Source organism: Nocardia sp. NPDC087230, assembly GCF_044744725.1.
Lineage (GTDB): Bacteria > Actinomycetota > Actinomycetes > Mycobacteriales > Mycobacteriaceae > Nocardia > Nocardia canadensis.
The window spans coordinates 177,382-190,738 of record NZ_JBIUYV010000003.1 but is presented as its reverse complement, the minus strand read 5'-3'; the positions used below and the strand labels follow the sequence as shown (position 1 = coordinate 190,738).

At 70.9% G+C, this 13,357-nt stretch carries 11 protein-coding genes; 7 read left to right on the top strand and 4 right to left on the bottom strand.

What is annotated here, in order from left to right; all coding sequences use genetic code 11:
- Positions 1 to 26 precede the first annotated feature (26 nt).
- A complete protein-coding gene (locus tag ACIO52_RS12955) occupies positions 27 to 578 on the top strand; it encodes a DUF3000 domain-containing protein (RefSeq protein WP_374104913.1) in 552 nt (183 codons plus the stop codon).
- Positions 579 to 600: 22 nt separating this feature from the next.
- Complete coding sequence (locus tag ACIO52_RS12950) at positions 601 to 1,848, top strand: HRDC domain-containing protein (RefSeq protein ID WP_402643797.1); 1,248 nt, start codon at positions 601 to 603, stop codon at positions 1,846 to 1,848.
- Positions 1,849 to 1,902: 54 nt separating this feature from the next.
- On the opposite strand, the gene ACIO52_RS12945 is transcribed toward ACIO52_RS12950, so the two are convergent.
- The 3 genes from ACIO52_RS12945 to ACIO52_RS12935 are packed head-to-tail and all read right to left on the bottom strand — an operon-like array spanning position 1,903 to position 4,636.
- Positions 1,903 to 2,949, bottom strand: coding sequence for an ABC transporter substrate-binding protein (locus tag ACIO52_RS12945; RefSeq protein ID WP_402643794.1), 1,047 nt, complete (start codon positions 2,947 to 2,949; stop codon positions 1,903 to 1,905).
- A gap of 3 nt (positions 2,950 to 2,952) precedes the next feature.
- Positions 2,953 to 3,840, bottom strand: coding sequence for an ABC transporter permease (locus ACIO52_RS12940; protein WP_402643791.1), 888 nt, complete (start codon positions 3,838 to 3,840; stop codon positions 2,953 to 2,955).
- Entirely contained in the window at positions 3,830 to 4,636 is an 807-nt protein-coding gene (locus ACIO52_RS12935; RefSeq protein WP_402643788.1) for an ABC transporter ATP-binding protein, read from the bottom strand. Before ACIO52_RS12935 ends, ACIO52_RS12940 begins: the two co-directional genes overlap by 11 nt.
- A gap of 166 nt (positions 4,637 to 4,802) precedes the next feature.
- Here ACIO52_RS12935 and ACIO52_RS12930 point away from each other — a divergent pair, with 166 nt between their 5' ends.
- From ACIO52_RS12930 to ACIO52_RS12915, 4 genes are all read left to right on the top strand, one after another.
- Positions 4,803 to 6,893 (top strand): ATP-binding protein, encoded by a 2,091-nt coding sequence (locus tag ACIO52_RS12930; RefSeq protein ID WP_402643785.1) that lies wholly within the window; start codon positions 4,803 to 4,805, stop codon positions 6,891 to 6,893.
- The gene (locus ACIO52_RS12925) at positions 6,890 to 7,567 is read left to right on the top strand and encodes a response regulator (protein WP_218721165.1); all 678 of its coding nucleotides are present in this window, start codon (positions 6,890 to 6,892) and stop codon (positions 7,565 to 7,567) included. Before ACIO52_RS12930 ends, ACIO52_RS12925 begins: the two co-directional genes overlap by 4 nt.
- Positions 7,568 to 7,812: 245 nt before the next feature.
- Complete coding sequence (locus ACIO52_RS12920) at positions 7,813 to 8,331, top strand: hypothetical protein (protein ID WP_342802182.1); 519 nt, start codon at positions 7,813 to 7,815, stop codon at positions 8,329 to 8,331.
- A 74-nt stretch (positions 8,332 to 8,405) separates the two neighbouring features.
- Positions 8,406 to 9,245, top strand: coding sequence for a class I SAM-dependent methyltransferase (locus ACIO52_RS12915; protein ID WP_342802183.1), 840 nt, complete (start codon positions 8,406 to 8,408; stop codon positions 9,243 to 9,245).
- 54 nt (positions 9,246 to 9,299) lie between these two features.
- Here ACIO52_RS12915 and dxs read toward each other — a convergent pair whose 3' ends face one another.
- On the bottom strand, positions 9,300 to 11,198 hold the full coding sequence (gene dxs, locus ACIO52_RS12910; RefSeq protein ID WP_218721168.1) for a 1-deoxy-D-xylulose-5-phosphate synthase: 1,899 nt from the start codon (positions 11,196 to 11,198) through the stop codon (positions 9,300 to 9,302).
- 305 nt (positions 11,199 to 11,503) lie between these two features.
- Here dxs and glsA point away from each other — a divergent pair, with 305 nt between their 5' ends.
- Positions 11,504 to 13,312, top strand: coding sequence for a glutaminase A (gene glsA / locus ACIO52_RS12905; protein WP_218721178.1), 1,809 nt, complete (start codon positions 11,504 to 11,506; stop codon positions 13,310 to 13,312).
- Positions 13,313 to 13,357: the final 45 nt, after the last annotated feature.

Here is a 13,357-nt window from a genome sequence, read left to right as displayed (position 1 = left end):
CTTCTTTCCGGGCGGCGGTCGATGCGATGGGCACCGCAACCGTGCACCCCCGAATCGAGCTGGCGCCTATCCGTCCCCCGCAACGGTTGGCGCCGTTCTCCTATGCGCTCGGAGCGGAGGTCACCCACCCCGACAGCGCCATCGTGCCGATCGATTCCGAGGGGGACGCGTTCGGCAGGCTGATCCTGCTGCACGACCCCGAGGGCGACGAGGCCTGGCACGGCGTGTTCCGGCTGGTCGCCTACATCCAGGCCGACATCGACGCCGCGCTCGCCGCCGACCCGCTGCTGCCCGAGGTGGCGTGGAGCTGGCTGGTCGACTCCCTGGAGTCGCGCGGCGAGCCGTTCACCGCCCTCGGTGGCACGGTCACGGCCACCAGTTCGGTCCGCTACGGCGACATCGCGGGCCCGCCCCGGGCTCACCAGCTGGAGCTGCGCGCCTCCTGGACGGCGATGAACACCGAGATGCGCCGGCACGTGGAGGCATTCTGCGAGGTACTGGCCTTCGCCGCCGGGCTGCCACCCGCCGGGATCACCCATTTGCGACCGGAGTCGTATACCCGCACCGATCGCCCTTGAACGCCACGTAGAGTTCACGTTTATGCCGGTCGCCGAGGAACCAACCGCAGCAGAGCCCCTGCTCGCCCCCGCCGAGGGGGTTCCACCCGTGCTGGCGACCGCCGACGAGGTCGCCGCGGCCGCCGCGAAACTCGCCGCGGGCACCGGCCCGCTGGCGGTCGACGCCGAGCGCGCGTCCGGGTTCCGCTACTCCGCGCGGGCCTATCTGATCCAGCTGCGCCGGGCGGGCGCCGGCTCCTTCCTGATCGACCCGATCCCGCTGACCGACGCGCTGATCCCGTTGGCCGCGGCGATCAACCCCCTCGAATGGGTGCTGCACTCGGCCGACCAGGATCTGCCCGGCCTGGCCGAACTCGGGCTGCGGCCGGCCCGGCTCTTCGACACCGAGCTCGGCGGCCGGATCGCCGGTTACGAGCGTGTCGGCCTGGCCGCGATGGTGGAGAACCTGCTGGGCCGGTCGCTGCGCAAGGGTCACGGCGCCGCCGACTGGTCGACCCGGCCGCTGCCCGACGAATGGCTCAACTACGCCGCCCTGGATGTGGAACTGCTGCTGGAGCTGCGCGACACCGTCGCCGCCGATCTCACCGAGCAGGGCAAGATCGAGTGGGCCGCCGAGGAATTCGAGCACGTCCGCACCATGGACCCGCCCGCGCCGAAGGCCGACCGCTGGCGGCGCACCTCCGGCATCCACACGCTGCGCCGCGCCCGCCAGCTGGCGATCGTGCGCGAACTGTGGACCACCCGCGACGAGCTGGCCCGCGCCCGTGATGTCGCGCCCGCCCGCATTCTGCCCGATTCGGCCATCGTGGCCGCGGCCACCGGGGAGCCGCGCAGCATCGCCCAGCTGCGCACGCTGCCGGTCTTCGGCGGGCCGCGCCAGCGACGCTACTCCCGGGACTGGCTGGCCGCCGTCGAGCGCGGCCGCACCCTGCCGGACAAGGAACTGCCGCCGCTGACGCTGCCCTTCGACGGTCCGCCCCCGGTCAACCGCTGGGAACGCCGTGACCCCGCCGCCGCGGCACGCCTGGCCACCGCGCGCAGCGCGATGGGCGAACTCTCCACCGAGTACGCCATCCCGGTCGAGAACCTGCTCTCCCCCGACCTGGTCCGCCGGCTGTGCTGGGACGGGCTGCCCGACTACAAGAACGTCGGCGAACCCGACGAGCTGTCGGCCACGATCGAGGAGTTCCTCCGGGCGGGCGGCGCCCGGCCGTGGCAGCGCGCGCTGGCCGTGCCCGCGCTGGCCAAGGCGCTGACCCCCGCCGAATAGACCACCGGCCCCCGCCGCGTCACGCGACAGGGGCCGAGGGGTGCCGAGAACTGGTCAGGGGGCGGGTTGCGCCTGTTCGACGAACCGGTTGGTGTAGGTGGCCGCGAGGTCGATGCGGTCACGGACCGGAGCCACATTGCGCGAATACTGGCCGAGAATGCGCAGCACGTTCTGAGCGCCTTCGGTTTTCATGAGTCCGTCGCCGTTGAACATGCCGATCGAGTCGCGCAGGGACTGCACGTAGAGGGCCGGATCGCTGCCCGCGTACTGCGAGGGCATCGTCGCGGCGATCTCCTCGGGCGTGTGGGTGTCGATCCAGCGCAGGGTCTGGACGAACGCGTTCGCCAGCTTCTGCACGATCTCCGGGTGCGCGGATACGGTGTCGCACTTCATGTACAGCGAGGAGGCCGGGTACAGACCGCCGAGGGCCGCGCGGGTGCCTTCCTCGTTGCGCATGTCGGTCAGGATCTTCGCGTCGCCGGACTGCACCATCTTGGCGACGGTCGGGTCGGTGGTCATGCCCGCGTCGATGCCGTCGTGGTTCATGCCGGCGATGAAGGTCTGGCCCGCACCGACTTTCACCCGGGTGTAGTCGGAGGTGCTCAGGCCGGCCTGGCCCGCGAGCGCCTGGGTGAGGAAGTCGGTCGACGAGCCCAGCGAGGTGACGCCGAGTGCGCGGCCGCGGAAGTCGGCCGGACTGCGGATGGCGTCGGCGTCGGCGGTGGAGACCAACTCCACCTCCCCCGGCACGTCGGCGAACTGGACCACGGTCTGCAGGCACTGATCCTTGGCCTGCAAGTCGATGGTGTGATCGTAGAAGCCGACCACGGCCTGCACGTCACCGGTCAGCAGCGCGGTCTCGGCACTGGCGCCGGACTGTTCGCCGAGCAACTTCACGTCGAGGTCGTTGGCGCCGAAGGCGCCGAGCTGCTGGGCCAGCATGGCGGGCAGGTAGATCACCTTCTCCAAACCGCCGACCATGATGGTGATCTGGGGCCTGCCGTCGGCCATCGGGATGGTGCGCGAGTCCCGGCACCCGGTGGCCAGCAGCAGCGAACTGATCGCGAGCAGGGCGACGGCGAGCGGCTTGCGGTATCTCATCGTCTACACCCCGTGTCCCGACTGGGCCTGCGAGGGACGCCATTTCAGCAACCGGTTCTCCGCGACCCCGATCAGCCATTCGGCTATCAGCGCGACCACCGTGATGATGATCATGCCCGCGTAGATGCCCGCCGCGTCGAAGGTGCCCTGCGCGTTGGAAATCAGCAGACCCAAACCCTTACTGGCACCGGCGTATTCACCGACGACCGCGCCGATCAGCGCGAAGCCGAAGGCGGTGTGCAGGCTGGACAGGATCCAGGTGGTGGCGCTGGGCAAGACGATCGAACCGAGGATCTGCCGCTTGCTCGCGCCGAGGATGCGGGCGTTGTCGATGACGTTGCCGTCGACCTCCCTGGCACCGGTGAACGCGTTGAAGAACACCGCGAAGAACACCAGCACGACCACGGTCGCCACTTTGGACTCCAGGCCGAGACCGAACCAGATGATGAACAGCGAGGCCAGCACGATGCGCGGAACAGCGTTGAGCGCCTTGATGAACGGGGCGAGCACGTCGGCCCAGTAGCGACTGCGGCCGAGCAGGGTGCCCAGGACGACACCGGCGACGGTGCCGATCACGAAACCGAGCACGGCCTCCTGCACCGTGGTGAAGATCTGCAACCAGATCGAGCCGAACTGCGTTCCCTCGGTGAACCATTCGACGAGCCGGTCCCAGATGAGCGAGGGCTTGGAGTAGAAGAACGGGTCGATCCACACGCTGGCGACCAGTTCCCACGAGCCCAGCCACACCGCGACGAGCGCGGCCCGCAGACCCCACACCCGCAGCGTGGACTTGCGGTGCTCGGCCTTGACCCGAGCCAGGATCTGATCCTCGGTCTCCGCCTCGACCTCCGGTACGGTGACCGCGATCTTGTCCATCGTCTCAAGCGACACGGGTCGCTCCCTTCGTGCGAGCCGCCTCGACCTGATCGCGCAGCGTTTCCCAGATTTCCTTGTAGAGGTCGCGGAACTCCTCGGTCAGGCGTACCTCCTCGACATTGCGCGGCCGTTCGAGCGTGACGCGGAAGTCACCGCACACCGTCGCCGGGCTCGCGGTCATCACCACGACGCGATCGGCCAGGGCGATGGCCTCCTCCAGGTCGTGGGTCACGAAGATCACCGCGGCGTCGGTGCCCGCCCACACGCGCAGCAGTTCGTCCTGCATGAGCTGGCGGGTCTGCACGTCGAGCGCGCTGAACGGCTCGTCCATGAGGATGATCTCGGGCTCGTTGACCAGTGTCTGCGCCAGCGCGACGCGCTTGCGCATGCCGCCGGAGAGCTGATGCGGGTAGTAGTCCTCGAACCCGGCCAGACCGACGATGCGCACCCACTCGGCGGCCTCGGCCTTGGCCTGAGCCTTCGGCACGCCCCGGAACCGCGGGCCGAGCGCGACGTTGTCGAGGACGCTGCGCCAGGGCAGCACGGCATCCTGCTGGAACATGTAGCCGATGCCGTCGGGGATGCCGTCGACATCCTTGCCGCGCACCAGCGTCCGGCCCGCCGAGGTCGGCTCGAGGCCGGACACCAGCGAGAGGGTGGTGGACTTACCGCAGCCGGTCGGGCCGACCACGGCGACGAATTCGCCTGCGGCGACGGTGAAGTCGATGTTGCGCACCGCGGTGTGGATGCCACCGCCGGTTCCGGGGAAGCGCTTCGTCGCGCCCCGGAGTTCGATGAGTGGATTGCTCATTGCTGCTCCTGTGTCCGGCGCCGCTGGGTGTGATGTGCGGCCGCTATCGAAAGATAAGTGGGCTGGGTCACAGTGCGCGCGCTTGTGCGCACAACCAGCGCAACCAGCGATTCGACAGGTTGTGCGCATTGTGCTCACGCGGTCGGGGCGTGCCTACACTGAGCCGGTGAGGCTGTTCCCCCGGGGCGTCCGGCTGCGGACGCAGATCGTGTTGCTGCAGGTCGCGCTGGTCGCGCTGACCCTGGGGCTCGCGTTCGGGGTGTTCGCCTACCTCAGCGATCAGCGGCTCACCGCCGAGTACGGGCAGCGGGCGCTGGCGATCGCGCGGACCGTTGCCAGTGATCCGGTGGTGCGCGCGGAGGTCGCCCGCTATGCGGCGCTGCCGCTCACGCCGGGGCCCGCGCTGCGCACCGAGCTCGCCGGCGGGCAGCTCGAGCGGACCGCCGAGGCGGCCCGGCAGCGCACCGACGCGCTGTTCGTGGTGATCACCGACGATGCCGGACTGCGGCTGGCCCATCCCGATCCGGCCCGGCTCGGCGAGAAGGTGAGCACCGATCCGTCGCAGGCGCTGGGCGGGGCCGAGGTGGTGATCAGCGAGCACGGCACACTCGGCGACTCGGTGCGCGCGAAAGTGCCGGTGCGCGCGCCGGATTCGGAGCGGGTGGTGGGTGAGGTGAGCGTCGGCATCTCCACCGAGGCGGTGGGCGAGCAGCTGACGCGCGACCTGAGCAAGGCCGGTCTGCTGGTGCTCGGCGCGTTGTTCGCCGGGATCGCCGGATCGGTGCTGCTGGCCCGGCGCTGGCACGGGCTGACCCTGGGCCTGCAACCCGCGGAACTGGCCGAGCTGGTGCGCGAACAGGATGTGGTGCTGCACGGTATCGGGGTGGGTGTGGTCGCGGTCGACGACCGGGGGCGCACCACGGTGATCAACGACGAGGCGCGCGCCCTGCTCGGCATCGAGGGCGACAGTGGTCGTCCGGTGGAGACGATCGGGCTGACCCCGCGCGTACTCGCGGCGTTCCGGGCCGCCGACGGGCGCCCGGTCCAGGCGGCGGTCGGCGACCGGATCGTGGTGGTCACCGCGCGCACGGTCACCCGCGACGGGCGGTCGCTGGGCGCGGTGCTGGATGTGCGCGACCGCACCGACGTCGAGTCGCTGACCCGGCAGCTGGACGCGGTGCGATCGATGAGCACCGTCCTGCGCGCCCAGCGGCACGAATTCGCCAACCGGTTACACCTGCTCAGCGGTCTGCTGCACGGCGACCGGCCCGGCGAGGCCGCACGCTACATCGACGAGCTGCTCGGCGCCGGTCCTCTCGGCGCCGCCATGCCGGGCATCGACACGGTGCGTGACCCGTACCTGCAAGCGTTCCTCGCCGCCAAGGCCGCGCACGCCAGGGAGAACAATGTCGAGCTCCGGTTGGGGCCGAGCACCTGGGTCGACGCGAATCTGACTGCGCCCGTGGATGTCACGACGGTGCTGGGCAATCTGCTGGACAACGCGATCGACGCGGTCCGCCCGAGCGGCACGCCGGTGGCCGCCGAGGACGACGCCCGGACCTCGCCGCGTGGCGCCGGTGTCGATCCCGAATCGACAGCACCCACCCGCACGGTGACCCCGCGGCCCTCGATCCATCCGGTCCGCCGATCGGCCGAGAGCGGAATGGGCTCGGCAGCACCGTTCGGCGGGGAATCCACCGATCCGGAGGCCGCCCGAACCGGCACGGAATCCGCGTCACAGCCCTGCGCGGCACCGACCGATCCGGCAGCGATACACGCCGACGCGGAATCCACCGCGCAATCCGGCTCGGCCGCAGTCGACACCGGCACGCAACCCGCAGCACAAGCCGGTGGGGAACCGAGCGGCGTCGGTGATCGAGGCGGGGAGGTCGCGGACGGGTCCGGGGCCGAACCGGGCGGTCGGCGCGCCGAGTCCGGTCCGCGTTTCGCCGTTTCGGCGGTGGTGGAAGTCGAACTGGTGCAAGAGGGTTCGACCCTGCACATCACGGTGGCCGACAGTGGCGGCGGGGTGGCGCCGGAGCTGGTGGACGCGGTGTTCGCGGACGGGGTCTCGACCAAAGAGGGGGCGGGGGTGCCGGGCGGACGCGGGGTCGGGCTCGCGTTGTCCAGGCAGGTGGCCAGGGCGCTCGGCGGGGACGTGTGGCTGGCGTCGGCGGGGACACCGGCGGAGGAACTGAGCGGGGCGGAGTTCATCGCGCGTCTGCCGGGCGTGCTGACCGAAGGAGACCCGCCGTGAGCCGGACCGAGTTCAGCGTGCTCGTCGTGGACGACGACTTCCGGGTGGCGAACATGCACGCCGGAATCGTCGGGGCGCTCCCGGGATTCACCGTGGGCGCGGTCGTGAATACGGTGGCCGCGGCGCGGCAGGCGCTGGCCGAGGCCAGCTTCGACCTGGCCCTGGTGGACGTGTACCTGCCGGACGGATCCGGGATCGACCTGGTCCGGGAGCTGCGCTGCGATGCCATGATGCTCACCGCCGCCACCGAATCCGCCACGGTGCGGGCGGCGGCGACGGCGGGCGCCCTCGCCTACCTGGTGAAGCCGTTCGATCACACCGTGCTCGCCGCACGACTGGCCGGATACGGGCGCTACCGGCGGATCCTGGCGGCGCCGGATGTCACCGCCCGCGACGTCGACGCGGCCTGGGACGCCCTGCGCCCGGCCCCGCCCGCCCCCGACCGTGCCGCCGCCGCGACCTCTCCCACCCGGGAGTTGGTATTGCGGGCGGCGCAGAGCGCGGACGCGCCGATGTCGGCGGGCGAGATAGCGACCGCCATCGGCATCTCACGCGCCACCGCCCAGCGCTACCTCGCCGCCCTCGTCACCACCGGTGACCTACGCATGCAGTTGCGCTACGGCGCGACCGGACGCCCCGAACAGGAGTACTCCCCCACCCGCCGCACCCCCTGATCGCCGCGGGGGCACGCTACCGAGCAACCGCACCATGGCCCGCACCCGCCACACCGCGCCACCACGGTCCACGTCCGACCGCGGCGCTACCGCACCACGGACCGCTCGCCGCTGCGGTGCCACCGCACCGTTATCTGCCCTCGGCACGGCGACGACGACGCGCCGACGTACTGACCGCGAGGTGTAGGAACGGCCACGGTGGGGTACTGAACGGGGTTACGCCCCAGACGGTTTGGAGTACGGCCTTGACCGACCCCCGCTTTCCGCAGCCCTACCAGCCGCCCCGTTTTCCGCCGGGTCCACCCGAGCCGAATGCCGTCACCGCGATCTTCGCCGGCATTCTCGCCGTTCTCGGCGGACTGCGTGGCGTGTTCGGCGCCGTCGCCATCCCGTTCCTGACCACCGACCCCGACTTCGACCCGACCGGGTTCTGGAGCAAGATCCAAGTGCTGCTGGGTGTTTCGGCGCTGTGCTCGCTGATCCTGCTCATCGGCGGCATCCTGATGCTGGCGCGCAAGAAGGTGTCGCGGGTGCTGATCGGGGTCGGCGGGACCGGCACTCTGGCGCTGTCGATCATCACCACGATCGCGCTGTACAACCATCTGGACGCGCAGACCGATGCTTCCACGTCGCTCACCGTGTCGTTCGATTCCGATCTGAGTGTGTTCAACGCGATCGGGTTCCTGTTCAACATCGCACTGCTGGTGCTGACCTTCCTGCCGAGCACGGGGCGCTGGCTGGCCCACCGCCGACCCGGATACTGACCGAAATTCCCTCGACCCGGCGACCTCTCGACGCTAGCGTGGCCTCCTGCCCGTCCCCGTCGAGAGGAACCGCCGTGTCCGAAGCCGAGGCGATCGCCGCCAACCGCGCCAACTGGGACGACCGGGCAGACGTCCACGCGCGCTCGCGGATGTACGACGTCGACGCCTTTCTCGCCGACCCGGCCGCGATTTCCTCGGTGGTGCGCAACGATCTGGCGGTGCTGGCGCCGCACCTGCCCGACACCGGAATCGCCGGGCGCTCGCTGCTGCACTTGCAGTGCCATATCGGCACCGACACCGTGTCATGGGCCCGGCTGGGCGCGGTCGAGGTGCACGGGCTCGATCTGTCCCCGAACTCGCTGCGGCACGCGGCGCGCATCGCCGCGGCCGACGGACGCGACATCACCTGGGTCGAGGGCGATGCCCGGTTCGCCTCGTCGGTGATCGACCGGTCGTTCGACACCATCGTGACGAGCACGGGCACGATCGTCTGGCTGCCCGAACTGACCGCGTGGGCCCGCTCGATCCACGATCTGCTCGCCCCCGGCGGAGTGTTCGTGCTCCGCGACGACCACCCGATCCTGGGCGCCATGGACTTCGAGCCCTGGCGGATCACCGACGACTACCTCGCCGGGGGCGGCGCCCGCACCTATTCGGACGCGGGCACCTACACCGAGGATTCGGCGGGCTCGATCGCGCACACGACCAATCACGAATGGCGCCACGACCTGGGCGAGGTTGTCGGCGCGCTGCTCGCGGCGGGCCTGCGGATCGAGGCGCTGCACGAACTGCCCTACCTGGATTGGCGGCCGTTCGGCGACCTCGTCGCCTGCCCGGAAGGCTGGGCGCTGCCGCCGGGGGCACCACGGATCCCGCTGAACTTCGCCGTCGTCGCCCGGCGTCCCGGGCGGTGAACGCACTGCGCGCTCGGTGTCGTCACCGAGCGCGCAGGATCTCGTGGTCGCCGATCAGCGCGCCCGCAGCCAGCCGCCGATGCGCTGGGCGATCGCGTCGGGGGTCAGACCCAGCTCCTCGAGGATCTCGGCGCGCGAGGCGTGATCCAGGAACTGCTGGGGCACACCGAGATCGCGGGTCGGCACATCCAGACCGGCGTCGCGCAGGCGGGCCGAGACCGTCGAACCGATACCGCCGTGCAGGCCGCCGTCCTCGACGGTGACGACGAGCCGGTAGTTCTCGGCCAGCTTGACCAGCGTGTCCGACACCGGGATGACCCAGCGCGGGTCGACCACGGTGACCGAGATGCCCTGGGGCTCCAAGAGTTCGGCGACCCGCATGGCCGTCTCGGCGAACGGGCCGACCGCGACGATCAGGACGTCGCCGTGCTGGGCCTGCGCCGAGCCGGCACCGGGGACCGCCAGGCGCAGCACGTCGAGACCGTCGAGTCGTTCCACCGCCGTGATGTCCTCGGCGACACTGCCCTTCGGGAACCGCAGCACCGTCGGACCGTCGGAGATCGCCAGCGCCTCGGCGAGTTCCTCGCGCAGGGTGGCGCCGTCGCGCGGAGCGGCGACCCGGATGCCGGGAATGATGCCGAGCAGCGAGAAGTCCCACATGCCGTTGTGGCTGGCGCCGTCGGGGCCGGTGATGCCCGCGCGGTCCAGCACCACCGTGACCGGCTGCTTCAGCAGCGCGACATCCATGAGCAGCTGGTCGAACGCGCGGTTGAGGAAGGTGGAGTAGATCGCGACGACGGGGTGCATGCCGCCCAGCGCCAGACCGGCGGCCGAGGCCATCGCGTGCTGTTCGGCGATGCCCACGTCGAACATGCGGTCCGGGAAGCGCTCGCCGAAGGGCGCCAGGCCGGTCGGGCCGGGCATGGCCGCGGTGATGGCGACGATGTCCTCGCGCCGCGAGGCGTGCTCGATGAGTTCCTCGGAGAACACCGCCGTCCAGCCCTTGGCCTTCTTGCCCGCGAGCGGGCGGCCGGTGAGCGGGTCGATCGGGTCGCAGGCGTGCATCTGGTCGGCGACGTGGTTCTCGGCGTGCTCGTAGCCGTTGCCCTTGCGGGTGACCACGTGCACGACCACCGGTCCGCCGAAGTCCTTGGCGCGGCGCATGGCCGCCTCGAGCGCCACCAGATCGTGGCCGTCGACCGGGCCGACGTACTTCATGCCCAGATCGGCGAACAGTTCCTGCGGGCTGACCGCGTCCTTGATCCCCGCCTTGAGCGCGTGAACCATCGAATACGCCGAATCCCCCACGGCCGGAATGCTTTTGAGAAGGCGCTTCCCGGCGTCGAGGGCGTGCTCGTAGGCGGGCTGGGTGCGCAGCGCGGTCAGCCGGTCGGCCAGGCCGCCGATGGTCGGCGCGTAGGAGCGGCCGTTGTCGTTGACCACGACCACCACCGGACGGTCGGGCGCGCCCGCGATGTTGTTGAGCGCCTCCCAGCACATCCCGCCGGTGAGCGCGCCGTCACCGACGACGGCGACGACGGTGCGGTCCTGCTCGCTCAGCGCGAAGGCCTTGGCCAGGCCGTCGGCATAGGACAGCGCGGCCGAGGCGTGCGAGGACTCCACCCAGTCGTGCTCGCTCTCGGCGCGGCTGGGGTAGCCCGACAGGCCGTCGCGCATGCGCAGCGAGTCGAATCGGTCCTTGCGGCCGGTGAGGATCTTGTGCACATACGCCTGATGGCCGGTGTCGAAGATCAGCGGATCGGCCGGGGAGTCGAAGATCCGGTGTAGCGCGATGGTCAGTTCGACCACGCCTAGGTTGGGGCCGAGGTGGCCTCCGGTGGCGGCGACCTTCTGCACCAGGAACTCGCGGATCTCGTCCGCCAGGTCCCGCAGTTGCGGCACGCTCAGCCGGCGCAGATCTTCGGGTGAATCCACCCGCGACAGCACTCCCACCTGAACTCGCTCCCTCCGGACTACTGTGTGATCCGCCCAGTGTATTTGGCCGTGCGGGCGGCTCCGGCTCGCGGGCCCTTCCGGGTGCCCCGCACCGACGATCACAGCGGGCGTGCCGGTCCCCCGCGGCACGCCGCTGAACAGGGCGCGCCGCCGCCTGGCGCCGTCACCACGGGCCGCGATCGCCTGTGAGGACTATCTCCCCCGCGCGTCCCCGCGGGACCGGCCACGCCGCGTCCTAGAGTGTCGCTGTGGCCGAACCGGACGGTGTTGCGCGCACGATCGACCCCGGCGTGGTGGCGGGCATGCTCGACGAGGTGTACGCGATCTGCCGCGACGACACCTCGGGTGCGCCCGCCGACTACATCCCCGAGCTGGCCGCGGTCGCGCCCGACTCGTTCGGGTTGTGCCTGGCCACCGCCGACGGGCTGATCTACCAGGTCGGCGACACCGATGTCGGGTTCACCATCCAGTCCATCTCCAAGCCGTTCACCTACGCGCTCGCGCTGGCCGACCGCGGTCTGGACGGGGTGGCCGCGCACATCGATGTCGAACCCTCGGGCGAGCCGTTCAACGAGATCGCCCTCGAGCCCGATACCCAGCGCCCCAGCAATCCGATGATCAACTCCGGCGCGATCACCGCGGCCTCGCTGATCAACGGCCGCGACGCCGCCGAGAAGTTCGAGCGGGTCCGGCGCTGCTACTCCCGCTTCGCCGGCCGCGAGCTGACGATGGACCAGGCGGTCTACGAGTCCGAGGCGCGCACCGGCTACCGCAACCGCGCGATCGGCTACATGCTGCGCTCGGTCGGCATCATCGATGTCGACCCCGACGACGCGGTCGACCGCTATTTCCGGCAGTGCTCGATCGAGATCACCTGCGCGGATCTGGCCCTGATGGCGGCGACGCTGGCCGACAACGGGGTCAACCCGAAGACCAGGGAGCGGGCACTGTCGACCGCGCTGACCGAGCGCGTGCTCAGCGTGATGACGACCTGCGGCATGTACAACGCCGCCGGTGACTGGGTGACCACGGTCGGACTGCCCGCCAAGAGCGGCGTCGGCGGCGGGATCATCGCCGTGCTGCCCGGCCAGCTCGGGATCTCGGTGTACTCGCCGCGGCTGGACGGCCAGGGCAACAGCGTGCGCGGCGTCGCGGCCTGCCGGGAACTGTCGCGGCGCCTGGAACTGCACTTCTGTCACGTGACCCGCGCCGCGCGCACCGCCATCCGGGCCGACTACTCGGTGGCGCAGGTGCCCTCGCGGCTGCGCCGCTCCCCCGAGGACGCCGCGGTGCTCGCCGACCACGGCGACCGGGCCCGGGTCTACGAATTGCACGGCGACCTGCTCTTCGCCGGCGCCGAGCGCACGGTGCGCTCGATCGAGAGCAAGGTCGGCGAACTCGACGCCCTGGTCATCGACCTGCGCCGGGTCGGCGAGGTGAGCGCGGTGGCGCGCGAGATGCTCGACGCGCTGCAGAACGCACTGGTCCGGCGGGGCAGCCGGGTCGCCCTGGTCGATCCCGAGGCCCGGCTCGGGCACGAGGCCTCCAGCCTGGACCCCGAGGATCCGCGCGGGCGCGTGTTCGTCGACCGCGACACCGCCACCGAGTGGTGTGAGGACATCATCCTGGCCCGGCACCGGCCGACCGGCGCCGAGAGCCGCCGCTCGATCCCCCTCGACGAGCACCCGCTGCTGGCCGGTCTCGACCCCGAGAACCGTGGTCTGCTCGGCAAGGACTTCGAACCGCGGACCTTCGCGCGCGGCGAGGTGATCGCCGAGCGGGGCGATTCGCGCTGCGGGCTGTTCCTGATCCTGGAGGGCCGCGTGCGGATGACCTTCCCCGGCACCGACGGGCGCGTGCACCGGCTGGTGACGCTGTCGGCGGGGATGACGTTCGGCGAGATCCCGATGCTGCTCGGGCAACCGTTCGTCAACGAGATCATCGCCGAGACGCCGGTGCGGGTGGCGGTGATGCGGCCGGCGGTCTTCGACCAGCTCACCCAGGGCCACCCGCAACTGAAACTGGCCCTGCTGCAACGCCTCGCCGCGGGCGCCTACGCCCAGATGGAGGCCGCGGTGCGGACGCTGTCGGGCAACGCGGGCAACTACTGACGGGGAACTCGGACCCGCCGCGAGACGTTGGGCAGCACAGCATCC